The organism is Lysobacter soli (assembly GCF_003382285.1).
Taxonomy (GTDB): Bacteria; Pseudomonadota; Gammaproteobacteria; order Xanthomonadales; family Xanthomonadaceae; genus Lysobacter_J; species Lysobacter_J soli.
In genome coordinates this window covers 111196-137416 of record NZ_QTJR01000002.1, presented here as the reverse complement: position 1 = coordinate 137416, position 26221 = coordinate 111196, and the positions used below count along the sequence as shown (strand labels likewise).

The following is a 26221-nucleotide window of genomic DNA, read 5'->3' as shown; positions in this document are numbered from 1 at the left end:
CGGCCCGCCGGCCCACCTCACGCCGCGCCGATGCACGGACGCCTACCCTGCCCGGAGCCTCGCCCGGAGCCCGTATTGAACCGCTGCGCCCTGGAAACCGCCTTTCGGCCTGGCCTTGCCGCCCTGCTCGTCGGCGGCCTCGCCGCCTGCACCGCGTTGGCACCGCAGCGCGCGGACGCGCCTGCGACCGCGCGTGTCGAAACGCCTGTCGAAACGCCCGATCTCGCAATGCCGGCGCTGTTCGCCGCGGTGCAACAGGTGCCTTTGTTCGACGACCAGAAGACCTTCGCCGACGCACGACCGCTGCGCGATCCGGCGGACATCGAGGCCGACTTCCTCGCGCTGCGCGACGCGCCGGACTTCCAACTGGCGACATTCGTGAGGGCGAATTTCGACGTGCCCGCGCAGGTCGCGACCTCGCAGGTGAAGGTCGGGCGCACGCTCGAAGCGCACATCGACGGCCTGTGGCCGCAACTCACGCGCATCGATCCGGCGCCGCTGCCGTACGACAGCCGCCTGACCTTGCCGCATGCGTATGTCGTGCCCGGCGGACGTTTCCGCGAGATGTATTACTGGGACTCGTACTTCACGATGCTCGGCCTGGTCGAAAGCGGACAGCGGGATCGCGCGCGCGACATGGTCGCCAACTTCGCCGCGCTGATCGACGCCTACGGCCACATTCCGAACGGCGCGAGAAGCTATTACCTCAGCCGCTCGCAGCCGCCGTACTTCTCGCACATGGTCGAGCTGGAGGCGCGCATCGAGGGCGACACGGTGTATCGCCGTTACCTGCCGCAGCTGCGTCGCGAACATGCGTTCTGGATGCAGGGCGCGTCGTCGCTCGCGCCCGGACAGGCCTCGCGGCGCGTCGTGCGCCTGGACGACGGCAGCGTGCTGAATCGCTACTGGGACGACCGCGACACGCCGCGTCCGGAAGCGTGGCTGCACGATGTGCGCACCGCAGCGAGCGTGCCGGAGCGTCCGCCGACGGAAGTGTTCCGCGAGCTGCGCGCCGGTGCGGAGAGCGGTTGGGATTATTCCAGCCGCTGGCTGGGCGACGGCAACACGCTTGGCACGATCCGCACCACCGCATTCGTACCGGTCGATCTCAACAGCCTGATGCATCACCTCGAAGCGACCATCGCCTTCGCCTGTCGCAAGGCGGCGCAGCCGGACTGCGTGCGCGAGTTCGACGAGCGCGCATCGCAACGCGCTGCGGCGATCGAGAAGCATCTGTGGAACACCGACGGCTTTTACGCCGATTACGACTGGCAGCGTCGCCAGATAAGCACGAAGGTGACGGCGGCGTCGCTGTATCCGCTGTTCGTCGGCATCGCGTCACAGCAGCGCGCGAAGCTCACCGCGGTGACGGTGCGCACGCAGTTGTTGCAGCCCGGTGGCCTGTTGACCACGACACTGCGCACCGGGCAGCAATGGGATGCGTCGAACGCGTGGGCGCCATTGCAGTGGGTCGCGGTCGAGGGATTGCATCGCTACGGCGAAGACGCTCTGGCGAAGCATGTCGCGACGAACTTCCTCGGCGAGGTGCAGCGCGTGTTCGACGACCAGCACAAGCTCGTCGAGAAGTACGACGCGACGGGCGAGGCGCACGGCGGCGGCGGCGAGTATCCGTTGCAGGACGGATTCGGCTGGACCAACGGCGTGGTGCGGGCGTTGCTGGTGCGGTATCCGCAATCGCCGTGATCATGGTCCCGGCTTTCGCCGGGACGGCGTCAGACGTCAGACCTTGTAACCGGTGTGGATCGCCACGATGCCGGCCGACAGGTTGCGGTAATCGCAGCGCGCGAAGCCGGCCGACTGCATCATCGCCTTCAGTTCGTCCTGCGGCGGATGCTTGCGGATGCTCTCGGCCAGGTACTGGTAGCTGTCGGCGTCGTTGGCGAACAGCTTGCCCAGGCGCGGCAGCACCTTGAACGAATGGAAGTCGTAGATCGGCTTGAACCATTCGGCCTTCACTTCCGAGAACTCCAGCACGCGCGCCTGTCCGCCGACCTTGAGCACGCGATGCATCTCGCGCAGCGCGGCGTCCTTGTCGGTGACGTTGCGCAGGCCGAAGGCGATGGTCACCAGGTCGAAACTCGCGTCAGGGAACGGGAGCTTCTCGGCGTTCATCTGTACGTATTCGAAGCCGGCGACCTTGCCCATGTCGGTCATGCGGTCGCGGCCGGTGCGCAGCATCGCGCCGTTGATGTCGCCCAGCACGATGCTGCCCGCCTCGCCCACGCGGTCGCGCAGCAGCAGCGCGATGTCGCCCGTGCCGCCGGCGAGGTCGAGCACGCGGTCGCCGCGCTTGACCTGGCTGGTGCCGACGAAATAGCGCTTCCACACGCGGTGGATGCCCATCGACATCAGGTCGTTCATCAGGTCGTAGTTGCTCGCGACGGACGAAAAGACCTGGCCGACGAGCTTCTGCTTCTCGCCGGTGGGGACGTCGCGGAAACCGAAGTGGGTCGTGCCGGATATGGCGTCTGGCTTCTGGCGGGGATCGTTCATGCGGCGATTATCGCACCCCGTGCGAGAATTCACCGCCGCCGGCCGGGCCTTACGCCCTCTTCACGCCCATGCCGCGCCAGGAGGACGACCGCGCCGATGAGCCGTTACGCGCCGCGCGAATGGGCCGAGCACGAACGCCCGAAGCTTCCGGGCTCGCCCTCCACCCCGCTGCACACGCCGCGCCGCCGGGTGGCCTTCGCCGTGGTGGGCTTCATCGTGGCGATCACCGGCGGCCTCGGCAACGCGCTGGTGACGGCCAACCTGCTCAACCTGCAGGGCGCGCTCGGCGCGACGTCGGCCGAGGTGCAATGGCTGCCTGCGGCCTACGTGATGACCAACGTCTCGGTGAACCTGATCCTGGTGAAGTTCCGCCAGCAGTTCGGGCTGCGCGCCTTCACCGAGGTTTTCCTCGGGCTGTACGCGCTGGTCGCGTTCGCGCACCTGTTCGTGCACGGGCTCGAATCGGCCATCGCCGTGCGCGCGGCGCATGGCATCGCGGGCGCGGCGCTGAGCACGCTGGGCCTGTACTACATGATGCAGGCCTTCAGCGCCGAGCACCGCCTGCGCGGGCTCGTGGTCGGCATCGGCGTGGCGCAGCTGGCGACGCCACTGGCGCGCATCTTCTCGGCCGACCTGCTGGAGTTCGGTGAGTGGCGCGGGCTGTACCTGTTCGAGCTGGGCCTGGCGCTGATCGCGCTGGCCGGCGTGCTGATGCTGCGGCTGCCGCCGAGCGATCGCATGAAGGCGTTCGAGAAGACCGACTTCCTTACCTTCGTGCTGTTCGCGCCGGGGATGGCGCTGCTGTGCGCGGTGCTGTCGCTGGGTCGCATCGACTGGTGGTTCGACGCCGAATGGATCGGCTGGGCGCTCGCCGGCGCCATCGTGCTGCTCACCAGCGCGATCGCGGTCGAGCATTTCCGCGCGAATCCGCTCATCAACACGCGCTGGCTCGCCAGCGGCACGATGGTGCGGCTGGGCGTGTCGGTGCTGCTGATCCGCTTCGCGTTGTCGGAACAGAGCACCGGCGCGGTGGGCTTCATGCAGGCGCTGGGCCTGACCAACGACCAGATGCACGGAATGTTCGCGATGGTCGCGCTCGGCTGCGCGCTGGGCATCGTTGCGAGCGCGCTGACGCTGGTGCCCGGCCGCATGATCGTGCCGTCGTCGATCGCGCTTGCCTGCATCGCCATCGGCGCCCTGCTCGACGCGCACTCGACCAACCAGACGCGCCCGCAGGACATGATGCTGAGCCAGTTCCTGATCGGCTTCGGCAGCACGTATTTCCTCGGCCCGGCGATGATTCTCGGCATGGGCCAGGTGATCGCGCAGCCGCGCAACCTCATCACCTTCGTGGTGCTGTTCGGCATGGCGCAGAACCTGGGCGGCCTGGTCGGCACCGCCGCGCTGGGCACCTTCCAGACCGCGCGCGAGAAGTACCACTCCAGCCAGCTCGTCGAACACCTGACGCTGCAGGACCCGCTCGTCGCCGCGCGCGTGCAGGCCGGCGCCGCAGCCTACGCGCCCGTCGTCGCCGACCCGGCCACGCGCAACGCGCTGGGCATGCGGGCGCTGGGCACCGCGGCTTCACGCGAGGCGAACGTGCTGGCCTACAACGATGTGTTCATGCTGATCGCCGCCATCGCGCTGCTGACCATGGTGTGGATGCTCATCCATCGCCTGCGCCTGCTGAAGCGCGACCGCGCGCTCGCACGCGTCGCCTCTTCCCCTGCTCCGCTGCCGACGCCCGCTCCATGAATTCCCCCGCTCCGATCGACCCCGCCGCCTCCGCGCAGACCGCCGCACGCAAGCGCCGGCGTCGCTGGCAGATGGCCGCATTCGCCGGTGTCGCGCTGGCCGGCGTGCTGATCGTGCTCTACGCCTGGCGCCTGCCGCCGTTCCGCAGCGCGATCCAGACCACCGAGAACGCGGCGGTGCACGGCCAGGTGACGATCATCGCGCCGCAGCTCGCCGGCTACGTCACGAAGGTGGCGGTGCAGGATTTCGAGCACGTGAAGCAGGGCCAGCTGCTGGTGCAGATCGACGACCGCATCTACCGGCAGCGGCTCGAACAGGCGCAGGCGAAGCTGCAGAGCGAACAGGCCGCGCTGGCCAACGCCACGCAGCAGCAGGCCAGCGCCGCGGCTGGCATCGCGCAGAGCGAAGCAGCCGTGCGCAACGCGCAGGCGCTGCAGAAGAAGGCGCAGGCCGACCTGGCGCGCATCGAGCCGCTCGCGCGCCAGCGCCTGCTCTCGCAGGCCGATCGCGACCAGGCGCAGGCGGCGAGCACGCAGGCGCTGGCCGGCGTGTCGGAAGCGCAGGCGGCGCTGGAGATCGCACGCCAGAACGCGCGCAGCGTCACCGTCAACACCGGCGTGCTAGAAGCCGCCGTCGCGAGCGCGCAGGCGGCGATCCGGCTGGCGGAGATCGATCTGGAAAACACGCGCATCCTCGCGCCGCGCGACGGACAGCTGGGACAGGTCGCGGTGCGCGTTGGCGCGTACGTCAACGTCGGCACGCAGCTGATGGGCCTGGTGCCCGAGCGCATGTGGGTGGTGGCGAACATGAAGGAGACGCAGATGGAGTTCGTGCGCATCGGCCAGCCGGCGACGTTCACCGTCGATGCGCTCGGCGGCGCGCGCCTGCGCGGGCGCGTGGAGGAGATCTCCCCCGCGACCGGCTCCGAATTCGCCGTACTGCCGGCCGACAACGCCACCGGCAATTTCGTGAAGATCGCCCAGCGCATCCCGGTGAAGATCGCCATCGACGCCGACCAGCCGCTCAAGGCGCGACTGCATCCGGGGATGTCGGTCGAAGTACGCATCGACACATCGGATGCGCGACGGGATGCGCGACGCTGAGCCGCGCTGGCATCATGCACGCATGACCGCAGTTCCAACCATTCGCTGGGATGTCCGCACCTTCGCGCAACTCGATGGCGGCACGCTTTACGCACTGCTGAAGCTGCGTTCGGAGGTTCGTCGTCGAACAGCAGTGCGTCTATCTGGATCCAGATGGCAAGGACGCGCACCCGGACGTCGCGCACGTCATCGGTCGCGCCGACGACGGCAGCATCGCCGCGTACCTGCGCATCCTGCCGGCCGGCCTGAGCTATCCGCAGGTCAGCTTCGGCCGCGTACTCACCGCGCCGGCCTGTCGCGGGCGAGGCCTGGGCGATCCGCTGGTGCGCATCGCGCTGGACGAAATCGAACGCCGCTGGCCCGGCAGCGACGTGCAGATCGGCGCGCAGGCGCATCTTGAGCACTACTACGCGCGGCATGGATTCGTGCGTAATTCCGATAACTACCTCGACGACGGCATCCCGCACATCGACATGTTGCGCGCCGCTGGAGCCACCCCATGATCGACACCCCCGACTACCGCGCCCTGCTCGCCACCGCCGTGGAAGAAGCCCGCAAGGGCCTCGCCGAAGGCGGCATTCCGATCGGCGCGGCGCTGTATCACGACGACGGACGCCTGCTCGGCTGCGGCCACAACCGCCGCATCCAGGAGAACGACCCGTCCGTGCACGGCGAAACCGACGCCTTCCGCAAGGCCGGTCGCCAGCGCCGTTACCGCGACACGATCATGGTCACCACGCTCGCGCCGTGCTGGTACTGCAGCGGGCTGGTGCGGCAGTTCAACATCGGCACCGTGGTGGTGGGTGAATCGGTGAACTTCCGCGGCGGCATCGACTGGCTGCGCGAGAACGGCGTCAAGGTGATCGATCTGGAAGACGCCGAATGCATCGGCATGCTGCGCGACTACATCGCCGCGAATCCGGCCGTGTGGAACGAGGACATCGGCGAGGATTGATCGCAACTCGATCACGCCGAAAACGAAAAAGGGAGGCGCCCGGCGCCTCCCACAACCAATTTATATAACGCCCCGGGGCTTGCGGCAAGCCGCGGCGCGTGGTGCAGCATCGCCGGCCTGTCGAACGGGCAGCCAAGCGGAGCGATGCACATGGGCGATAGCACGACCTACTACCACGGCACCAAGGCCGACCTCGCCATCGGCGCGCTGATCGAGCCCGGGCGCGCTTCCAACTACGGAAAGCGCGCGCCGGCGAAGTTCGTGTACCTCAGCGCGACGCTCGATGCGGCCATCTGGGGCGCGGAACTGGCCGTCGGCGAAGGCCGTGGCCACGTCTACATCGTCGAGCCGACCGGGCCGATAGAGGACGATCCGAACCTCACCGACAAGCGCTTCCCCGGCAATCCCACAAAGTCGTACCGCTCGGCGCACCCGTTCCGCGTGGTTGGCGAGATCATCGGCTGGGAAGGCCACCCGCCCGAGCGCCTGGCGGAAATGCGCGCGCATCTGGAGAAACTGCGGCAGGCGGGCGTCGAGGCGATCGAGGAGTGATGCGGAATGCCGGAGCCGATCGCACTGGAGGTATAACGGCGAGGGGACGCAGCAACGGGGGGATGGACGAATGGCAAGGGAACAACGCTTGAGGACGCCGGCGGCGCGCGGCATCTGGGGACTATGCCTGCTGTGTCTTGGTGCCTTCTTCCTGTACGGCAGCCTGGACGTAATCCAGCACTACTTCGCGACGGGCCACATCAGTTGGGGATCATCCCCGCGTCAGGTCACGGGTGAGATGGCGCTCATGCAACACGGCATCGGTGTTCTTGCCGGAGCGTGGATGTCGGCCGAAGGCGTCCGGCAGATCGTGTTCCGGAACGCGGGGTAGGCCGCGCCTCCCGTGCACTGCGGCCGAGTCGTCTCGTCGCGGGAGACGGCGTCGTGATCAAGTGCGATGCGCGCAGCATCTCCAACCGACTTCCGGGCATCTCCATGACTTCGTTCCACGTCGACAGCCAACTCGTATTCGCCTGGCAGGCCGCGCACTCCATCGCGCGTGGCTCGCCGGCGCCGGTGCACGATCGCGGCGGCATTCGTGTCGATACGCGATCGGAGACGGAAACCACGCGCTGGGTGTTCCCGCGGATGTGCGATGGCCTGCGCGAGATCGCGCAGGCCATCACGGCGCCACGGCACGTGCTGAAGCTGTGCGGCACCGACGAGGCGCTGAGAAGCGCGCTGCCCGATCGCTGGGAGATCCAGCCGACGAACCATTTCATGATCGCGACGGCGGCGCTCCTGGACCCAAGGCCGTTGGCGCACGGCTATCGGCTTGAAGTTCATCGCGCCGGGCCCGTCAACCGGGCCAGCATCCTCGCGCCCGACGGTGGCATTGCCGCCCACGGCACCGCGGCGCAGACGGGCGACGCCTTCATCTACGACCGCATCGAGACCTCGCCCGACCATCGCCGCAAAGGCCTGGGCATGGCCGTGATGGCCGCGCTCGCTTCGACGAAGGAATCGGCGACCACCCCGCAACTGCTGGTCGCCACGGCAGACGGGCGCGCGCTTTACGAGACGCTGGGCTGGACCGTGCTGGCGCCTATGGCCGCTGCGGTCATTCCGGAACGCTGAGGGTCCGCGGCACGGTGGCCTGCGTTGGAGGGCCCGGCCGCCGCGGCCTTCAACCCCTCGCCCGAGTGCGGCATCACAAGCAGGGCCCAACCTCTGCCACTGGCCTGCGGCCGCGGCCTTCGTCAGGATCCACGCATGCACGCCCACACCGGCTTCGAGACCCGCCATGACGCCTGCGACGTGCTGCGCACGCACCGGCACGACGGGGCGTACGCCGCGCTGGTGATCGACGGCAGCCATGTCGAGGCGAGTGCCGACGGCCCGGTCGATTGCGTGCCCGGCACGCTGGTGCTGCATCCGCGCTGGCACGCGCACGGCAACCGCTTCGGGCGGCTCGGCGCGAAGGTGGTGAACCTCGATCTGGACGGCGATGCCGTCGGCGACACGTTGCGCGTGCTGCGCGTGCACGATGCGAAGGACGCGCTCGCGGTGTTCACGCACGCGCCGCACCGGCTGCCGGAGCTGATCGCCGCGTGCGATGCCGCGCCGACGCCGACGCCGACGCTGCAACCGTGGCAGCGCACGTTCCTGCACGAGCTCGAACACGGCGAGCAGGACATCGCCTCGCTCGCGCAGGCGGCCGGCGTGTCGCTCGCGCACGCCTCGCGCACCTTCGTGAAATCGCACGGCATGGCGCCGCAGCTGCTGCGTCGCGAACTGCGCTGCCGTCGCGCGTTGCGCCTGCTGGTCGAAGGATGGCCGCTGGTCGAGATCGCCACGATCAGCGGTTTCGCCGACCAGGCGCACCTCACGCGAACCCTGCGCGCGGCGACGGGCGCCCCGCCCTCGCGGTTGCGCCGGAAGATCAAATCCGTTCAAGACGCCGCCCTGGCGACCGCGCTGCAATGAGCGCGAAGGCGGCCGCCGGCCGTCGCACGAACGGATTCCCCATGCCCCGCACGACGTTCCGCATCGCCCCGCTGGTGTTCGCGCTCACCGCCGCGGTGTCGGCCGCACATGCCGCCCCGCCCGCGTCCACACCGGCGGCTACCGCCGCGATCGCCGAATCCACCAACGCCATCCTGCAGGGCGACAGCCAGCGCGCGGTGACGGCGCTGCGCGCATCGCCGGCCGCCGGCTTCGTCGACAAGGACGCGGTGTATCGCGCCTGCATGCTCGCGCGGCACGGCGACGCGCCGGTGTTCGCCACCGACGCCATCGCCGACGGTTTCGCCCGCCAGGTACTGCACGACTACCAGGACTACTGGTGGCACGCGATGAAGGCACCGCAGCAGCGCGCGCAGCTGGAAGCGAAATTGCTCGCGACGCTGCGCAAGCGCATCGGTCCCGATGCGAACGATGCGAAGGACATGGACGCACTGGAGCCGATCCTGCAGGGGCAGCTGCTGGCGCACGGCTATCGCGCGCAGCTGGGCCGCACGCTGCCGCTGCGCGAGCTGATGATGTGGCGCAAGCAGGAAACGCGGCCGTGGAAGGTCGAGCTGCCCGAAGGCCCGTACACGGTGAAGGTCGAACTGCTCGACGACTGGGTCAGCCGCGGCTGGACCTCGTACGGCCGCTGCGAACGCGGCTCCGCCGGCGGCTGGGCGACGGCCGAAGCGCTGTACGCCGTCGTGCCGAGCTACACCGAGGGACTCGACAGCGAAGCGTTCCGCGTGGTGTTCCTCGGCCACGAAACGCAGCACTTCGCCGACCAGAACGCGTTCCCGGGCATGGCGTCGTGGGAGCTGGAATACCGCGCCAAGCTGGTCGAACTGGCGCAGGCGCGCGAGGTCAGCGCCAAGCGACTGGGCTCGTTCATCACCGCGCAGGGCGATGACCCCGATTCGCCGCACACCTACGCGAACAAGCGCGTGGTCGCCGACCTCACCGCGAAGCTGGGCGCGGCGCCGGACAAGGTGAGCATCGAGCGCCTGCAGCAGGCCGCGCGCGACCAGCTCGCGGAGGACACCGCACGTCGCAAGGCGGCGGCTCCGGGCGCGGAGGCTGTCGCGCGCTGAAGCCGCTGTGGCATGGTGGCGGCCCGCCCCACGGTAGCCGCCACCATGTCCGAACACCTCGCCTCGATCCGCTGGACCCGCAACGGCCAGCCGTTCGACTACGAACACTACCCGCGCGACCACGACGTGCGTTTCGAGCGCGGGCAGCGCATCACCGGTTCGGCCGCGCCGGCGTACTTCGGCAGCGCGGATGGCGTGGATCCGGAAGAGATGCTGGTGGCCGCGCTGTCGTCGTGCCACATGCTGACGCTGCTGGCGATCGCGGCGAAGAAGGGCTTCACCATCGACGCCTACGAGGACGACGCCGTCGGCACGCTCGGCAAGAACGCGGAGGGTCGCGCGGCGGTCACGCACGTGACGTTGCGTCCGAAGATCACGTTCGCAGGCGACGCGCCGGATTCGGCTGCGCTGGAGAAACTGCACGAGTCGGCGCACCGCAACTGCTTCATCGCCAGTTCGGTGAAGACGGAAGTGGTGGTGGAGCCGCGCTGAGGGGTCTGCGTTCCCTTCTCCCGTTCACGGGAGAAGGTGCCCGGAGGGCGGATGAGGGCGCTGTTCCTGCTTCTGCAACTGCCTGCCCTCACCCCAACCCCTCTCCCGCAAACGGGAGAGGGGCTTCAGAGCAGTTACAGGATGTAACGGCTCAGATCCGGATCCTGCACCAGCTCGCCCAAGTGCGAATCGACATAGGCGCGATCGATCTTCACCGACTGCCCGTCGCGATCCGGCGCTTCGTAGCTCAGCACGTCGAGCAGGCGCTCCAGCACGGTGTGCAGGCGACGCGCGCCGATGTTTTCCTGCCGCTCGTTCACCTGCGCGGCGATTTCGGCCAGACGGTCCACCGCATCGGGGGTGAACTCCAGCCCCACGCCTTCGGTGCGCAGCAGTTCGACGTACTGCGTCGTCAGCGCGGCCTTGGGCTCGGTGAGGATGCGTACGAAATCGTCCTTGCTCAGCGCGGAAAGCTCCACGCGGATCGGGAATCGACCCTGCAGTTCGGGAATCAGGTCGCTCGGCTTGGCCAGGTGGAACGCGCCGGACGCAATGAAGAGGATGTGGTCGGTCTTCACCGGGCCGTACTTCGTGCTCACGGTCGAGCCTTCCACAAGTGGCAGCAGGTCGCGCTGCACGCCTTCGCGGCTGACGTCGCCGCCGGTCACGCCGGCCTCGGAGCGCTTGGCCACCTTGTCGATCTCGTCGATGAAGACGATGCCGTGCTGCTCGCAGGCTTCGATCGCCGCCTCGCGCACTTCGTCCTCGTTGACGAGCTTGCCGGCTTCCTCTTCGGTCAGCTGCGTGCGTGCGGTGCGGATCGGCAGCGTCTTCTTGTGCGTCTTCGCGCCGGCCACCTGCGAGAACATCTGCCGCAGCTGCTGGCCCATCTCTTCCATGCCGGGCGGCGCCATGATGTCGACGCCGACGTTCACCGCCGTTTCGATCTCGATCTCGCGATCGTCCAGCGCACCGGTGCGCAGCTGCTTGCGAAGCTTCGCGCGGGTTTCGTTCTCCTGGGAAGACGGTTCGTCCTTCGCTTCCTCGGTGGCGTTGAAGCCGAACACGGTCGGCGCGCCCTGGCGGCGCGGCAGCAGCGCGTCGAGGATGCGTTCTTCCGCACGCTCCTCGGCCTGCGTGCGCACGCGCTGCTTGGCCTGTTCGCGATACAGCTTGACCGCGGTGTCGGCGAGGTCGCGCACGATCTGCTCGACGTCCTTGCCGACGTAGCCGACCTCGGTGAAGCGCGTGGCTTCCACCTTCACGAACGGCGCGTTGGCCAGCGTCGCCAGCCGCCGCGCGATCTCGGTCTTGCCCACGCCGGTGGGGCCGATCATCAGGATGTTCTTGGGCATCACCTCATTGCGCAGCTCGGCCGGCAGCTGCATGCGGCGCCAGCGGTTGCGCAGGGCGATGGCGACGGCGCGCTTGGCCGAATGCTGGCCGACGATGTGTCGGTCCAGCTCCTGCACGATCTCGCGCGGCGTCATGGTGGCGTTGGAATTGTCGGGCTTGATGGGCATGTCGTTGTCGTCGTATCGGGGTCGTCCCTTCTCCCGCTTGCGGGAGAAGGTGCCCGGAGGGCGGATGAGGGCGTTAGGGCGTGAGGTACTTCTGCCCTCACCCCATCCCTCTCCCGCGAGCGGGAGAGGGGGCTGCTTTCAGAGCTCTTCCACCACCACGTTGCGGTTGGTGTAGATGCACACGTCGCCGGCGATGCCGATGGCCTCGGTGGCGATGGTGCGTGCGTCCAGCTGCGTGTGCGCGATCAGCGCGCGCGCCGCCGAGAGCGCGTACATGCCGCCCGAACCGATGGCGATGATGCCGTCTTCCGGTTCGATGACGTCGCCGGTGCCGCTGATGATCAGCGAGGTCTCCTTGTCGGCGACGGCAAGCAGCGCTTCGAGCTTGCCCAGGCGGCGTTCGGTGCGCCAATCCTTGGCGAGCTCGACCGCGGCGCGTGTGAGCTGGCCATGCTTCTCGAGCTTGGCTTCGAACAGTTCGAACAGCGTGAAGGCATCGGCGGCGGCGCCGGCGAAGCCGGCCAGCACCTGTCCGTCGCGGCCGAGACGGCGCACCTTGCGTGCGTTGCCCTTCATCACGGTGTGGCCAAGGGTGACCTGTCCGTCGCCGGCGACGGCGACGTGGCCGTCGCGGCGAACCGAGACGATGGTCGTGGCGTGGAAAACGTTGGGGTTCTGACTCGGGTCCATGCGACCTCCGGGGGATTTCCCATCGGTGGGGGCACGGACGGGCCGGTTCAAGCCGGCGGGCGGCGATGCGGCGGTTCGATCGCGGGCCGGGGCGCTCGCCGAAACGGAATCCTTACACCCGGGATCGCCGCTAGCGGCTCAGGTTCAGCCCTGGCCGCCCTTCCGGCGCGCGCGCGGATGCGCGTCGTCGTACACCTTCGCCAGGTGCTGGTAGTCCAGGTGGGTATAGATCTGCGTCGTCGCGATATCGGCGTGGCCGAGCAGTTCCTGCACGCCGCGCAGGTCGCCGGACGACTCGAGGATGTGGCTGGCGAAGGAATGCCGCAGCAGATGCGGATGCACGCGCTTGAACAACCCCTGCTGCTGCGCGAGGTGACGCATGCGCAGCTGCACGGCGCGCGGCGTGATGGCCCCGCCGCCGCGACCGGGAAACACGTGCGCATCGTTCGCCGCACCGGTGGACGCGCGCCACTCGGAGAGCGCCGCGCGCGCATGCGAACCCAGCGGCACGCTGCGCTGCTTGTTGCCCTTGCCGAGCACGTTCACCAGCGCATCGGAAAGATCCAGATCGCGCCAGCGCAGCGAACACAGCTCCGACAGTCGCAGGCCCGAGGAATAGAACAGTTCCAGCAGCGCGCGATCGCGCAAGCCCAGCGGCGCGTCGGTGGGCACTTCGACCAGCGCCTTGGCTTCGTCGGGATCGAGCACCTGCGGCAATTTGCGTGGCGCTTTGGGCGAACGGATCGACGCGGCGGGGCTGGCCGCGATGCGACCCTGCTTCACCAGCCACGCGTAGAAGCTGCGGCACGCCGACAACCGGCGTTGCAGGCTCTTCGGCGACAGTCCGCGACGGTGTTCGGCGGCGACGAAGCCGCGCAGTTGTTCGTTGTGCAGCGAAGCGACATCGCCGCCTTCCTGCCGCGCCCAGTGCGCGAGCGCCATCAGGTCGCGCCGATACGCATCGAGCGTGTGCGCCGACATGCGGCGTTCGACCTGCAGATGCGCGAGGTAGTCCTCGATGTCGGCGACATGTGGCTCGTGGTCTTGCTGGGCGTTCATCGCGGTTCGCCCCCGCCCCGATCCGCTCCCGATTGCGGGAGCGTGTGAATTGCAGCGCGCAGCACGCGGTGCATCAGCCCTCGAAACGCTTCAGCGCCGTGGCGAGCGATTCGCCCATCATGCGCAGGAACAGCGTGCCCATGCCGGGGAAGAAACGGTTGGCATCGCGGCTGCCCACGGCGATCAGGCCCACGCCCGGCAGCGGCAGCAACGCGGTGGACTGGACTTCTTCGGCGCGCAAGCCGTACAGCAGCGCGTGCTTTTCCGGCTGCAGGCGGCCGCACAGCGGTTCGCCATCAGCCAGGCAATCGCGGAACGGCTGCAGGCGCGCGTCGTCCTGCGCGATGACCTGCAACCACTCGGTGTCGTCCAGGTCGTCGACCGGCTTGAACACGACCAGGCGCACCAGGTCGCCGTTGAAATCCTCGGCGAGCGTCGCGGCCATCGCGCGCAGCGTGTCGGCAGCGGTGTCCTGCCGCATCAGCGCGAGCGTGAGCTGGTGCGTGCGCACCGACAGACGCTCGTTCTCCTGCGCATTACCGAACAGTTCCTGCAGGCGGCGCGAGAGTTCGCGGTTCTTGTCGCGCAGCACTTCCAGTTGGTAGCTCGCGAGCGACGCCGCCGAGCCTTCCTCGCGCGGCACGACCAGCGTCACTGCGAGATCGGGAAACTGCTGCAGGAAGCGCGGATGCCGGCGCAGGAACGCGGCGACTTCATGGGCCCCGAGCTTTTCCTGGGTTTCATTCATGGTTCCACTCCCCTTCGAACACGAATGCGGTCGGCCCGGACATCGTCAGCGGCGCGTCGTCGGCCGGCCAGGCGATGCGCAGCTCGCCGCCGGGCAGCGCGACGGTCACGTCGCGGTTCACGCGACCGCGGCGCATGAGCACCGCCGCCGCCGCGCACGCGCCGCTGCCGCACGCCAGCGTTTCGCCGACGCCGCGCTCGTACACGCGCAGGCGGATGCGGTCGCGCGATTGCACCTGCGCGAAACCAACGTTGACAGACTCCGGAAACGCCGGATGCGCCTGCAGCATCGGTCCGACGGTTTCGACCGGCGCATGGTCGATGTCGTCCACTTCGATCACCGCGTGCGGGTTGCCCATCGACACCGCGCCGAAGGTGAACACGGCATCGTTGTGGTACAGCACGTATTCGTCCTGTGCGCCTTCGAAGCCATGCAGCGGGATGCTGTTGGGCGCGAAACGCGGCAGGCCCATTTCGATGCGGTAACGTCCGCCGTCGAGGCGCGTGACCGCGTGCGCGCCGACCGGGCTGTCGAGCACGAACTCGTCGCCGAGCGCCTCCCCGCGTGCCAGCGCATCGCGCACGATCCAGGCGGCGATGCAGCGCGCACCGTTGCCGCACTGCTGCGACGACGAGCCGTCGGCGTTCCAGATGCGGTAACGCGCGGCGGCGCCGTCGGCGGCGCGCTCGACGGTGAGGATCTGGTCGCAGCCCACGCCGGTGTGGCGATCGGCCAGCGCGCGGCATAACGCGGCGCCGGGCTCGGCGGTGTCGGCGCGCAGGTCGAGCACGACGAAGTCGTTGCCCGCGCCATGCATCTTGGTGAAACGCAGCGTCATCGTCGCAGTCCGTTACGGGATGTCGGTGTTGGTGTCCGTGTTCTCGGGCGGATCGGTGTCGCCCTCGTCCTTCAGGTCCGTCTCGGCGTTGCTGTCGCCGACCTTGGGCGCCTGGTCGAGCGAATCGCTGGGATCGCCGATCTGCTGCGCGTCCTGCGCCGGCGGCGCGTCGGACGGCATGACGACCTGCGGCACGGTCTTCGGCGGCAGGATCAACGGGCCCTTGTTGCCGCAAGCCGACAGGAGCAGCGGCAGGGCAAGAAAGGAAACGACAGCGGCGGAAAGTCGGACGGGATTCATGCCCGAAGTGTAGCCCGCGTGGCCCGGGATGGGACGTCAGGCGCCCGGCGGCGACGGCGGTTCCGGGCGGCGCCATAGCCAGATCGCGACGAGGGTCATGATCGCGGTGCCGGTCGCGGCCATCCACCAGCGCGGCGCGGTGAGGAACATGATCGCCGCGCAGGCGGCCATCATTGACACCGCCAGGCGCTTGGCGCGGCGCGAGACCGCACCGTGCGCCTGCCAGTCGCGGATCATCGGGCCGAATCGAGGGTCCGCCAGCAGGCGGTCGTGCAGCTTCTGCGAGCCGCGCGCGGCCGCGAACGCCGACAGCAGCACGAAGGGAACCGTGGGAAGGCCCGGGACCACGATCCCGACGATGCCGAGCGCAAGACTGGCGTACGCGAGCAGCCACCAGGCCCAGCGGAAGCGGACCTTGCGGGGTGGCGGGGAGTCGGGGGCTGTGGTCACGGGTGAATCATAGGAAGTCGGGCATCGCGAGTGCCGTCGCCATCGTGCTCCGACCCTCACCCCAACCCCTCTCCCGGAGGGAGAGGGGCTCAAGCGCTCGGCGCCTTGGAACCTACTTCGACGCCGTCGCCGCCAGCGTGGCGGGCACGCCCAGCTGGTCGAGCATGAAGGCGTACATCTCCGACAGCTCGCGGTAGCGGCGGAAGCGGCCCGACTTGCCGCCGTGCCCGGCGTCCATGTTCGTGCGGAACACGATCGGCGCCTTGCCCTGGTCCAGGTCGCGCAGGCGCGCGACGTACTTGGCCGGCTCCCAGTACTGCACCTGCGAGTCCCACAGGCCGGTGCCGACGAACATCGCCGGATACGCCTGCTTGCTCAGGTTGTCGTACGGCGAGTACGACAGCATGTAGTCGTAGTACTCCTTCTTTTCCGGGTTGCCCCACTCGTCGTATTCGTTGGTGGTGAGCGGGATGGTCGGATCGAGCATCGTCGTGACCACGTCCACGAACGGCACCTGCGACAGGATCACGCGGTACCGGTCGGGCGCCATGTTGGAGATCGCGCCCATCAGCAGGCCGCCGGCGCTGCCGCCGTACGCGGCGACGCGATCCTTCGCAGCAAAGCCCTGCTTCACCAGGTCGTCGGTGACGTCGATGAAATCAGTGAAGGTGTTCTTCTTGTGGAAGAGCTTGCCGTCGTCGTACCACTTGCGGCCCATCTCCTGGCCGCCGCGGATGTGCGCGATCGCGTAGACCATGCCGCGATCGAGCAGGCTCACCACCGGGCCGTTGAAGCGCGGATCGGTCGAGCTGCCGTAGCTGCCGTAGGCGTACTGCAGCATCGCGGCCTTGCCGTCCTTCTGGAAGCCCTTTTTGTAGACCAGCGAGACCGGCACCTTCACGCCGTCGCGCGCGGTCGCCCACACGCGCTCGGTGACGTACTTTTCCGGGTCGTAGCCGATGACCGGTTCGCGCTTGAGCAGCTTGCGCTCGCCGGTGAGCACGTTGACCTCATACGTCGTGCCCGGCGTGGTGAGCGAGGTGTAGCTGTAGCGCAGCCACGGCGTGTCGTGCTCGGAGTTGACCGACAGCCCCATCGAATACGCCGGCTCGTCGGCCTTCACGTACTCCTCGGTGCCGTCGTTCTTGAGCACGCGCAGGCGCTCCAGCGCGTCGGAGCGTTCGGCGATCGTGGTGAACCCGTCGAACAGCTCGAAGCCTTCGATGAACACGTCGTCGCGGTGCGGCACCCACTCCTTCCACTGCTTGCGCGAGGTCGCATCCGACGGCGCGGTCATCAGCTTGAAGTTCGCCGCGCCGCCTTCGTTGGTGCGGATCACCCAGCGATCGCCGAGGTGGTCGGCCTGGTATTCCACGTCGCGTTCGCGCGGCGCGAGCACGGTGAACTTCTCCGGATTGGCCGCCGGCGCGCAGCGCATCTCGCTCGACACCGTGCTTTCCACGCCGATGCAGATGAACTTGTCGTCGCGCGAGCGATCGATGCCCATGTAGAAGCTGTCGTCCTTCTCCTCGTACACCAGCACGTCCTTCGACGCGGGCGTGCCGAGCACGTGCTTCTTCACGCGCACGGTGAGCAGGGTTTCCGGATCGTTCTCGACGTAGAACAGCGTCTTGTTGTCGTCGGCCCAGACGAGGTTCGGCGAGACGCCGGTGATCTGGTCGGGGTAGACCTCGCCGGTTTCCAGGTTCTTGAAGCGGATGACGTACTGGCGACGGCCGACCGCGTCTTCGGCCCAGGCGAGGATCTTGTTGTCCTGGCTCACTTCCCAGTCGCCGACGCTGAAGTAGTCCTTGCCGGCGGCCATCTTGTTGACGTCGAGCAGTACCTGCTCGGCGGCGTCCATGGAACCGGCGCGGCGCGCGTAGATGGGGTAGTCCTGCCCGGTCTCGAAGCGGCTGTAGTACCAGTGGCCGCGCTCGCGGTACGGCACGGAGCTGTCGTCCTGCTTGATGCGGCCGACGATCTCCTCGTACAGCTTGTTTTCTAGCGGCTTCAGCGGCGCCATCACGGCGTCGGCGTAGGCGTTCTCGGCGTTGAGGTACGCCAGCATGTCGGCGTTCTTGCGCTTGTCGTCGCGCAGCCAGTAGTACTCGTCGTTGCGCTGCGCGCCATGCGGCGCCTTCACGACGTGCGGCTTCTTCGCCGCGTCGGGCGGCGTGGCGGTGGCGGCGAGGGTCGGGGCGGTCGTGCTCATCAGGAGGGCCGAAAGCAGGAGGTGGGTCGGATTCATGGATGGGGTCCGGTTGTGCGTTGGACAACGGCTCGATTTCCAGCCCCTCCCCTGCTCGCAGGGGAGGGAGAACGCGTTACTTGCCGCCCAGTTCGTTCCACAGGAACGTGAAGGCGAGCGCGCTCATATGCGCGGCCTGGGCGTTGTTGGCCGAACCGCCGTGGCCGCCCTCGATGTTCTCGTAATAGCGCACGTCCTTGCCGGCGTCGAGCATCTTCGCCGCCATCTTGCGGGCGTGACCGGGGTGCACGCGGTCGTCGCGCGTGGAGGTCATGAACAGCGTCGGCGGATAGGTCTTCTTCGCATCGAACAGGTGGTACGGCGAGAAGGTGCGGATGAAGTCCCAGTCGGCCGTGTCCGGATCGCCGTACTCGGCCATCCACGACGCACCGGCCAGCAGGTGGCTGTAGCGCTTCATGTCCAGCAGCGGCACCTGCACGACCACCGCGCCGAACAGCTCCGGATACTGCGTGAGCATGTTGCCGGTGAGCAGGCCGCCGTTGCTGCCGCCCTGGATGCCCAGGTGCTTCGTCGACGTCACCTTGCGCGCGATGAGGTCCTGCGCGACCGCCGCGAAGTCCTCGTAGGCCTTGTGGCGATTGGCCTTCAGCGCGGCCTGGTGCCAGCGGGGGCCGTATTCGCCGCCGCCGCGGATGTTGGCGACCGCGTACACACCGCCCTTCTCTAGCCAGCCCTTGCCGACGCTGCCGGAATACGCCGGCGTCAGCGAAATTTCAAAGCCGCCGTAGCCGTACAGCAACGTCGGCGCGGTGCCGTCGAGTTTCAGGTTCTTCGGACGCACGAGGAAATACGGCACGCGCGTGCCGTCCTTCGACGTCGCGAAGTGCTGCTCGATCACGTCCTTCGACGCATCGAAGAACACCGGCATCGTCTTGAGCACTTCGGGCTTGCTGCCGATCTGCGCCAGCGACAGCGTCGTCGGGGTCAGGTAATCGGTGGCGGTGAGCCACACGGCGTCGCTTTCGTCGGCATCGACCGCCGACACGCCGAGCGTGCCGAACGTCGGCGCGCCGGTGAAGTCGGTGCGCGTCCACTCGCCCGCCGCCGGCGTGAGCACGGTCAAACGGTTCTTCACGTCGTCAAGCACGTTGAGCACCAGGTGCGACTTCGTCCAGGTGTAGCCCGCCAGCGACGTGCGCTCGGTCGGCGTGAACAGCGCGGTGAACTCGCGCTTGCCTGCCATGAAGGCGTCGAAGTTCGTGGCGATCAGGCTGCCGGCCGGCCACGTCTTGCCGCCGGCCTCGTACGGTTCGCGAAGTTCGAGCAGCAGCCATTCGCGGTGCACGGACTTGCTGGCGGAGTTGGGGGCGTCGATCTTCTCCAGGGCACCCGACGCATCGCGCAGGTACAGCTCATCATTGTAGAACGCGAGCGTGCGGCTGACGAAATCGCGCTCGAAGCCCGGCGTGTGGTCGCGCAGCGCCGCGATGTACATGTCGGTGGGCTTGCCCTCGTACACCACGCGGGCCTGCCCGATCGGCGTGCCGCGCTTCCATTCCTTGACGATGCGCGGGTAGCCGGAGCTGGTCATCGACGACGCGCCATTCGGGGCGGGGCCGAAATCCGTGTAGACGTACACCGTGTCGCGATCTATCCAGCCGAGCGCGCCCTTGGCCTCGTCGCGGAAGAAGCCGTCCTTCACCCAGGCTTTCGTCGACAGGTCGAATTCGCGCGTGACGTCGGCGTCGGCGCCGCCGCGCGACAGCGCGATCAGGCAGCGCGAATAGTCAGGACGCAGGCAATCCACGCCGTGCCACACCCAGTTCTCGCCTTCGGCCTTGTTCAGGGCATCCAGGTCGATGACGGTTTCCCACTTCGGCGACGCCTTGCGGTACTCCTCCAGCGTCGTGCGGCGCCACAGGCCGCGCTCGTGCTGCTTGTCCTTCCAGAAGTTGTAGTAGTAGTCGCCGATCTTCTCGACGCCGGGAATCTTGGCGTCGGAATCGAGGATGGCGCGGATGTCGGATTCAAGCTGCTTGAACTGCGGCGAGGTGGCCAGTTCGGATTCGGCCTGCGCGTTGTGCGCCCGGACCCAGTCGAGGGAACGCTCGGCGGTGACGTCTTCGAGCCAGGCGTAGGGATCGGCGGACACGGCGGGGGACTCCTTGGGTGCGGCGCCGGCCAGGGTCGCGGCCGCCAGGCCCGTGGACAACATCAGGGTCTGGCAGGCGATCGACAGCTTCGACATCGGCGCTCCGGGTGCATGGAATGGACCCGGAACGCTAGCACAGCGCGCGAAGGCCGCCGCCGTCGCCGGACGTCGCGCGGCTGTGCCGGAGCAGGCGTCCCGCTCAGGCGGCCTGCGAGTGGCGGCTGCGCGGCATCGACACGCGACGGCGACGCGCCTGCGCCCCGGCGCGGCGACGCATGCGGACCGGCGCGGCGGCCTCGTCGGCCTCGCCCGCCGGCATGCGGAAGCGGTGCAGCGCCCACCATGCGCACAGCGGCATCGCGACCAGCCAGAGCGGCATCCAGCCGAAGGTCGGGCTGAAACCGCGCGCGGCCGGCAGCAGCGCGACGATCGCGACTCCTATCGCGACGGCATGGCGCATCAGGACGTCGAGGCCGGAATGGATGTCGGGACGGGTCTGCATGGCTCGGTCTCCGTTGGAATGGAGCCAGCCTGCGGGCGGGGGATCTCAGGGGCTGCGACGGCGTTCCAGCCCCTCTCCCCACGAGAGGGGTTGGGGTGAGGGGCAACGGAGTGGCAACGCCGATACCCAGTTGCCTCGCTGCACAGGGTCTTGAATACGAACTGCGGAAATCCACGCAAGTACGAGCGCGGTCGCCCCCCCGACCCGCACCCCAACCCTTATCAGGGCGGGAGAGCGGCCTGCCTCACCTTTCGTAATTGCTAAGCGCCAGTTGCAGCAAGGCGCGCGCCTGCTCGCGCAGCACCGGCGGTTCGACGATTTCCGCATCGCTGCCGTAATGCATGACGTCCATCAGCAGTTCGCGGCCGGCGCTGTAGGGGACCTTCAACTCGTAACGGCCATCGGGCAGGAAGCGCCCCTGCTGCTGCGAATGCCAGTGCTCGTCGGCCACCCAGCGCGCGGCCTTCGGCGTGAAGAGGATCGTCGCCCAGCCCTTGGGCGTGCCGGAAAAAATGCCGTAGCTGGAGGCCAGGTGCTTGTCGAGTTCCTCGTCGGGCACGTCGCGCGCGGCCGTCTCCGACAGCTTCGCCGCGCTGATGCGGTCCACCGCGAAGCTGCGCAGCGCCTCGCGGTTGTGGTCCCACGCGTCGAGGTACCAGTTCTCGCGGTAATGCGTCAGGCGTTGCGGCGACACCGTTCGGCGCGTCTGCTCGTCGGTGGAGCGCGCGCGGTATTCGAAACTGAGCTGCTTGCGATCGAGCACCGCGGTGGCGACGGTGCGGAACGCGGTCTCGTCGAGACGGCGCGTGCGGTGCGGGATCACGCGCACGCGCTCGACCGGCACGCGACGTCCGCCGGCATGTTCGTCCAGCAGCTTCTCGATGCGGTGCTGCAGAGGCGCCAGCGCATTGGACAGCACGCCACCGCCGCTGCGGACGAGCAACTGCTGCGCGGCGAGCAGCGAATGCAGTTCCTCGGAACTGAGCCACAGGCCGGGCAGTTCGAAGCGCTCGCCTTCGCTGTGGTCGTAGCGGAATCCCGCCTCGCCGTTGCCCACCACCGGCGCCATCAGGTAATCGCGCAGGTACGCCAGATCGCGGTAGACCGTGGCCCGCGAGCATTCCAGGTCCTCCTGGAGCCGCTGCACCGTGACCGGATAGCGCGCGGCGCTGAGGATGCGGTGGAGGGCGTGGATGCGTTCGATGCGTTCCATGGGTCGCGGTCGAGGAAGCGGAGGGAAAGGATCGCACCGCGCCATGGCGGCCGCCAGCGGCAAGGGTGCGTCGGGCCCGCTGAACCGGGCGACTACGATACTGCGGTCACGTTTGCACGCCGCGTGAGGGACGCGCCGCGCGGCATCGCAGGCGGGAACATCGGCGAACGCACGCGCAAAAATACCGTCACGCCGTGCAATACCTGCAGCGCAGTGGGAACACGGGCTGTGTCGTCCCGTGCCGCGCGCAGGCACAATGACCGGATGCGCCAGCCCGAGCCCGCCATCGACACCTCGCCCAGCATCGGCGACGAGGTGAAGACCACCACCTGCTACATGTGCGCGTGCCGATGCGGCATCAAGGTGTGGCTCAACGACGGGCAGATCCGCTACATCCAGGGCAATCCGGACCACCCGGTGAACCAGGGCGTGCTGTGCGCCAAGGGTTCGGCCGGGATCATGCAGCACTACTCGCCGGCGCGGCTGGACAAGCCGCTGCTGCGCGTGGGCGAGCGCGGTTCGGGCGAATTCCGCGAGATCGAATGGGACGAGGCGTTGGACATCGCCACGTCCTGGCTGAAGCCGATCCGCGAACGCAATCCCGACGAGCTGGCCTTCTTCACCGGTCGCGACCAGTCGCAAGCGCTCACCGGCTGGTGGGCGCAGCAGTTCGGCACCGTGAACTACGCCGCGCACGGCGGTTTCTGCTCGGTGAACATGGCCGCCGCGGGGCTGTACACGGTGGGCGGCAGCTTCTGGGAATTCGGCGAACCCGACTGGGACCACACGCAGTACCTGATGCTGTGGGGCGTGGCCGAAGACCACGACTCCAATCCGATCAAGCTCGGGCTGGGCAAGCTCAAGGCGCGCGGCGCGAAGATCGTCGCGGTCAACCCGGTGCGCTCGGGCTATGGCGCGATCGCCGACGAATGGATCGGCATCCGCCCCGGCACCGACGGCCTGTTCGCCTTCGCGCTGATCCACGAGCTGCTCAACGCCGATCGCATCGACCTGGATTACCTGGTGCGCTACACCAACGCGCACTGGCTGGTCATCGACGATCCGGGCGGCGCGGAAGACGGTCTGTTCGCACGTGACCTGGAAGGCCATCCGCTGTGCGCGATCGACTCGCATCGCTTCGCGCGCGCCAACGACACCGGCATCGCGCCGCGCGTGGTCGGCGAGTACACGCTGCGCGACGGCCGTCGCGCGGTGCCGGCGTTCCATCTGGTCGCGCAGCGTTACCTCGATCCGCAGTACGCGCCCGATGCGGTGAGCGAGCGCTGCGGCATTCCGGCCGACACGATCCGCCGCATCGCGCGCGAACTGGCCGAAGCCGCGTTCGATCGCGCGTTCAAGTTGCCCATCGCGTGGACCGATGCGTGGGGTCGCGAACACGATTCGATGCAGGGTCGCCCGGTGTCGATGCATGCGATGCGCGGCATCAGCGCGCACAGCAATGGCTTCCACACGTGTCGCGCGCTGCACGTGCTGCAGATGCTGCTCGGCGCGGTGGATGCGCCGGGTTCGTTCCGTTACCAGCCGCCGTTCCCCAAGCCGCTGCCGCCGCCCAATCGCCCCGGCAAGGCGCGCCAGGCCAATGGCGTGCTCGACGCCGCGCCGCTGGGTTTCGTGCACGGGCCCGAAGACCTCGTCGTCGACGAGGCCGGCGCGCCGCGCCGCATCGACCACGCGTTCTCGTGGGCGTATCCGCTGTCGGCGCACGGCATGATGCACACCGTCATCCGCAACGCGTGGGCGGGCGATCCCTACCCCATCGACACGCTCATGATGTTCATGGCGAACATGAGCTGGAATTCGTCGATGAATACCGCGCAGACCATCGCGTGGCTCACCGACAAACGCGACGATGGCGAGTATCGCATTCCGCGCATCATCTATGCCGATGCGTACGCCTCCGAGATGGTCGCCTACGCCGACCTCGTCCTGCCCGATACGACGTACCTGGAACGTTTCGACGCGATCAGCCTGCTCGACCGGCCGATTTCCGATGCGGACGGCGCAGCGGACGCCATTCGCCATCCGGTGCTCGACCCGGCGAAACAGCGCGAGGGCCGTGATGTTCGCGGCTTTCAGTCGGTGCTGATCGACCTGGGCGCGCGCGTCGGCCTGCCGGGCCTCACGAACGAGGACGGCTCGCCGAAGTTCCGCGATTACGCCGACTACATCGTCCGCCACGAACGCGCGCCGGGCGTCGGCCTGCTCGCCGGCTGGCGCGGTGCGCATGGGGAAGTCGAGGCGAAGGGGCAGCCCAATCCGCAGCAGCTGCAGCGCTACATCGACAACGGCGGCTTCTGGCGAAGCGAAGTTCCCGAGGACGCGCGCTATTTCAAGATGGCCAACCGCGGCTATCTCGATTGGGCGCAGAAGATGGGCTTCCTGGGCCACGCCGACCCGATCGTTCTGCAGTTGTATTCGGAAACGATCCAGAAATTCCGCCTCGCCGCGCAGGGCCACGGCGCGGTACAGCCGCCGGACGAACATCGCGAGCGCGTGGCGACGTACTTCGATCCCCTGCCCACGTGGTACGAGCCCTTCGAGGGCGCCCAGACCACGCGCGAGGGCTTCCCCCTCAGCGCCGTCACCCAGCGTCCGATGTTCATGTACCACGCGTGGGGTTCGCAGAATGCGTGGCTGCGACAGATCGCGACGCGCAACTGGCTGTACCTGCATCCTGATACCGCGGCGCGCCACGGCATTCGCGATGAAGACTGGATCGAGGTCACCTCGCATCACGGCACGATCACGGTGCAGGCGAAATTCGCCGCGAACGTGCAGCCCGACACCGTGTGGACGTGGAATGCCATCGGCAAGCGCCGCGGCGCGTGGAAGCTTGGCAAGGACGCGCCGGAAGGCCGCGAGGGTTTCCTGCTGAACCACCTGATTTCCGACATCACCCCGCGCGGCGATTACGCCAACGCCGACCCCGTCACCGGGCAGGCGGCGTGGTTCGACCTGCGCGTGCGCATCGCGCGCTCTGCGCCGAAGGACGGCGCGGTAAGGGAAAGCTCGCCGCAGTTCGCGCCGCTGGCGATGGGCGAAGCGGATGACGCGCCGCTGCGCTACGGCGCGCAATTCCGTGCGAAGCGCGAAGGAACCTCGTCATGAAATCCATCCGACTCCTCGCCGGCTGGCTGTGCATCGTGCTCGGCTTCGCGGTGATGATCCTGATCAGCTTCGGCGTGTTCGATCCGATCGCGCCGGCCGAAACGGGCACGTCGATCGTGCCGGTGCTGATCGGCATGCTGCCGAGCGTGACCTTCGGCATCGCCCTGTTCGCGATCGGCGTCTGGCTGATCAGTTCCCGCAAACGCTGAAGATTCCGATGACCGACCTGCCGCCGCCGTCGAAGAAGAAACTCGGGCTCGTCATCGACCTGGACACCTGCGTGGGCTGCCATGCCTGCGCGGTAAGCTGCAAGGAATGGAACGCCGGCGGATTCGCCGCGCCGCTCACCGACGAGAAACCGTACGGCAAGGACCCGTCAGGCGTGTGGTTCAACCGCGTGCACAGCTACGAGGTCGCCGCCACCGAAGGTTGTGCGTCCAGCCCGACGCCGCAGCCGGCGATGACGCTGCATTTCCCGCGTTCGTGCCTGCATTGCGAAACGCCCGCGTGCGTGACCGTGTGCCCGACCGGCGCCAGTTACAAGCGCGCCGAGGACGGCATCGTGCTGGTCGACGAGGACAAGTGCATCGGCTGCAAGCTGTGCTCGTGGGCCTGCCCGTACGGCGCGCGCGAGTACAGCGAAGTCGAAGGCGTGATGAAGAAATGCACGCTGTGCGTCGACCGCATCTACAACGAGAACCTCGCCGAATCCGAACGCCAGCCGGCCTGCGTGCAGGCCTGCCCGACGCGCGCGCGGCACTTCGGCGATCTCGGCGATCCGGAATCGAAGGTGTCGAAGCTCGTGGCCGAACGCGGCGGCGTCGACCTGCTGCCGCAGCTGGGCTACCAGCCAGTGAACAAATACCTGCCGCCGCGTCCGCGTCGCACGGGCGAGGCGACCGCCGCCGCGCCTGCGCGGGACGAAACCCTCGACACCGCCGCGCTGCCGCCGATGCTGCGCTGGCTCGACCGCGTGCTCAGCCGCTGAGTCTTCTC

25 protein-coding genes and 1 pseudogene are annotated in these 26221 nt (G+C 68.2%); 14 read left to right on the top strand and 12 right to left on the bottom strand.

The window, feature by feature from the left end:
• Nucleotides 1–90: 90 nt before the first annotated feature.
• Nucleotides 91–1704 carry an alpha,alpha-trehalase TreA gene (gene treA, locus DX912_RS03875; RefSeq protein ID WP_425477908.1) on the top strand — a complete coding sequence of 538 codons (1614 nt, stop codon included), beginning with the start codon at nt 91–93 and terminating at the stop codon, nt 1702–1704.
• A gap of 36 nt (nt 1705–1740) precedes the next feature.
• Here the strand turns inward: treA and ubiE are convergent, their stop codons facing one another.
• Complete coding sequence (gene ubiE / locus DX912_RS03870) at nt 1741–2514, bottom strand: bifunctional demethylmenaquinone methyltransferase/2-methoxy-6-polyprenyl-1,4-benzoquinol methylase UbiE (protein WP_115841163.1); 774 nt, start codon at nt 2512–2514, stop codon at nt 1741–1743.
• Between the two features lie 96 nt (nt 2515–2610).
• Between ubiE and DX912_RS03865 the strand changes: the two genes are divergently transcribed.
• The 10 genes and pseudogenes from DX912_RS03865 (at nt 2611) to DX912_RS03820 (ending at nt 10409) form a co-directional block, all read left to right on the top strand.
• Nucleotides 2611–4269, top strand: coding sequence for an MFS transporter (locus DX912_RS03865; RefSeq protein ID WP_115841162.1), 1659 nt, complete (start codon nt 2611–2613; stop codon nt 4267–4269).
• A complete protein-coding gene (locus tag DX912_RS03860) occupies nt 4266–5372 on the top strand; it encodes an HlyD family secretion protein (protein ID WP_115841161.1) in 1107 nt (368 codons plus the stop codon). Before DX912_RS03865 ends, DX912_RS03860 begins: the two co-directional genes overlap by 4 nt.
• A 22-nt stretch (nt 5373–5394) precedes the next feature.
• Nucleotides 5395–5875, top strand: a pseudogene (locus tag DX912_RS03855) (GNAT family N-acetyltransferase).
• Nucleotides 5872–6327 (top strand): nucleoside deaminase, encoded by a 456-nt coding sequence (locus tag DX912_RS03850; protein WP_115841160.1) that lies wholly within the window; start codon nt 5872–5874, stop codon nt 6325–6327. Before DX912_RS03855 ends, DX912_RS03850 begins: the two are co-directional and overlap by 4 nt.
• Before the next feature lie 150 nt (nt 6328–6477).
• Entirely contained in the window at nt 6478–6879 is a 402-nt protein-coding gene (arr, locus tag DX912_RS03845) for an NAD(+)--rifampin ADP-ribosyltransferase (protein ID WP_220340758.1), read from the top strand.
• 70 nt (nt 6880–6949) lie between these two features.
• On the top strand, nt 6950–7210 hold the full coding sequence (locus DX912_RS03840) for a hypothetical protein (RefSeq protein ID WP_115841158.1): 261 nt from the start codon (nt 6950–6952) through the stop codon (nt 7208–7210).
• A 104-nt stretch (nt 7211–7314) separates the two neighbouring features.
• Complete coding sequence (locus DX912_RS03835; protein WP_147298558.1) at nt 7315–7956, top strand: GNAT family N-acetyltransferase; 642 nt, start codon at nt 7315–7317, stop codon at nt 7954–7956.
• 135 nt (nt 7957–8091) lie between these two features.
• On the top strand, nt 8092–8805 hold the full coding sequence (locus tag DX912_RS03830) for a helix-turn-helix domain-containing protein (RefSeq protein ID WP_115841156.1): 714 nt from the start codon (nt 8092–8094) through the stop codon (nt 8803–8805).
• Between the two features lie 41 nt (nt 8806–8846).
• A complete protein-coding gene (locus DX912_RS03825) occupies nt 8847–9917 on the top strand; it encodes a hypothetical protein (RefSeq protein WP_147298557.1) in 1071 nt (356 codons plus the stop codon).
• A gap of 45 nt (nt 9918–9962) precedes the next feature.
• On the top strand, nt 9963–10409 hold the full coding sequence (locus DX912_RS03820) for an OsmC family protein (RefSeq protein ID WP_115841154.1): 447 nt from the start codon (nt 9963–9965) through the stop codon (nt 10407–10409).
• A 134-nt stretch (nt 10410–10543) separates the two neighbouring features.
• Here the strand turns inward: DX912_RS03820 and hslU are convergent, their stop codons facing one another.
• From hslU to DX912_RS03765, 11 genes are all read right to left on the bottom strand, one after another.
• Nucleotides 10544–11932 carry an ATP-dependent protease ATPase subunit HslU gene (gene hslU / locus DX912_RS03815; RefSeq protein ID WP_325050553.1) on the bottom strand — a complete coding sequence of 463 codons (1389 nt, stop codon included), beginning with the start codon at nt 11930–11932 and terminating at the stop codon, nt 10544–10546.
• A gap of 138 nt (nt 11933–12070) precedes the next feature.
• Entirely contained in the window at nt 12071–12622 is a 552-nt protein-coding gene (gene hslV, locus DX912_RS03810) for an ATP-dependent protease subunit HslV (protein ID WP_115841153.1), read from the bottom strand.
• A 144-nt stretch (nt 12623–12766) separates the two neighbouring features.
• Entirely contained in the window at nt 12767–13681 is a 915-nt protein-coding gene (gene xerC, locus DX912_RS03805) for a tyrosine recombinase XerC (RefSeq protein WP_115841152.1), read from the bottom strand.
• 73 nt (nt 13682–13754) lie between these two features.
• Entirely contained in the window at nt 13755–14429 is a 675-nt protein-coding gene (locus DX912_RS03800; RefSeq protein ID WP_115841151.1) for a DUF484 family protein, read from the bottom strand.
• Nucleotides 14422–15267, bottom strand: a complete 846-nt coding sequence (gene dapF, locus DX912_RS03795) for a diaminopimelate epimerase (protein WP_115841150.1) — start codon at nt 15265–15267, stop codon at nt 14422–14424. Before dapF ends, DX912_RS03800 begins: the two co-directional genes overlap by 8 nt.
• A gap of 12 nt (nt 15268–15279) precedes the next feature.
• Entirely contained in the window at nt 15280–15567 is a 288-nt protein-coding gene (lptM, locus tag DX912_RS03790) for an LPS translocon maturation chaperone LptM (protein WP_115841149.1), read from the bottom strand.
• A gap of 36 nt (nt 15568–15603) precedes the next feature.
• Complete coding sequence (locus tag DX912_RS03785) at nt 15604–16017, bottom strand: YbaN family protein (protein ID WP_115841148.1); 414 nt, start codon at nt 16015–16017, stop codon at nt 15604–15606.
• 112 nt (nt 16018–16129) lie between these two features.
• Nucleotides 16130–18268 (bottom strand): S9 family peptidase, encoded by a 2139-nt coding sequence (locus tag DX912_RS03780; protein WP_233433465.1) that lies wholly within the window; start codon nt 18266–18268, stop codon nt 16130–16132.
• A gap of 76 nt (nt 18269–18344) precedes the next feature.
• Entirely contained in the window at nt 18345–20477 is a 2133-nt protein-coding gene (locus DX912_RS03775; protein ID WP_115841147.1) for a prolyl oligopeptidase family serine peptidase, read from the bottom strand.
• Nucleotides 20478–20580: 103 nt separating this feature from the next.
• Nucleotides 20581–20883, bottom strand: coding sequence for a hypothetical protein (locus DX912_RS03770; protein ID WP_115841146.1), 303 nt, complete (start codon nt 20881–20883; stop codon nt 20581–20583).
• 244 nt (nt 20884–21127) lie between these two features.
• Nucleotides 21128–22096 carry a helix-turn-helix transcriptional regulator gene (locus DX912_RS03765; protein ID WP_115841145.1) on the bottom strand — a complete coding sequence of 323 codons (969 nt, stop codon included), beginning with the start codon at nt 22094–22096 and terminating at the stop codon, nt 21128–21130.
• Between the two features lie 264 nt (nt 22097–22360).
• On the opposite strand from DX912_RS03765, the gene DX912_RS03760 reads away from it, so the two are divergent.
• The 3 genes from DX912_RS03760 to DX912_RS03750 are packed head-to-tail and all read left to right on the top strand — an operon-like array spanning nt 22361 to nt 26213.
• Nucleotides 22361–25225, top strand: coding sequence for a molybdopterin oxidoreductase family protein (locus DX912_RS03760; protein WP_115841144.1), 2865 nt, complete (start codon nt 22361–22363; stop codon nt 25223–25225).
• Nucleotides 25222–25434, top strand: a complete 213-nt coding sequence (locus tag DX912_RS03755; protein WP_115841143.1) for a hypothetical protein — start codon at nt 25222–25224, stop codon at nt 25432–25434. The genes DX912_RS03760 and DX912_RS03755 overlap by 4 nt, the downstream gene beginning before the upstream one ends.
• An 8-nt stretch (nt 25435–25442) precedes the next feature.
• Nucleotides 25443–26213 (top strand): 4Fe-4S dicluster domain-containing protein, encoded by a 771-nt coding sequence (locus DX912_RS03750; protein WP_115841142.1) that lies wholly within the window; start codon nt 25443–25445, stop codon nt 26211–26213.
• The last annotated feature ends 8 nt before the right edge of the window (nt 26214–26221 follow it).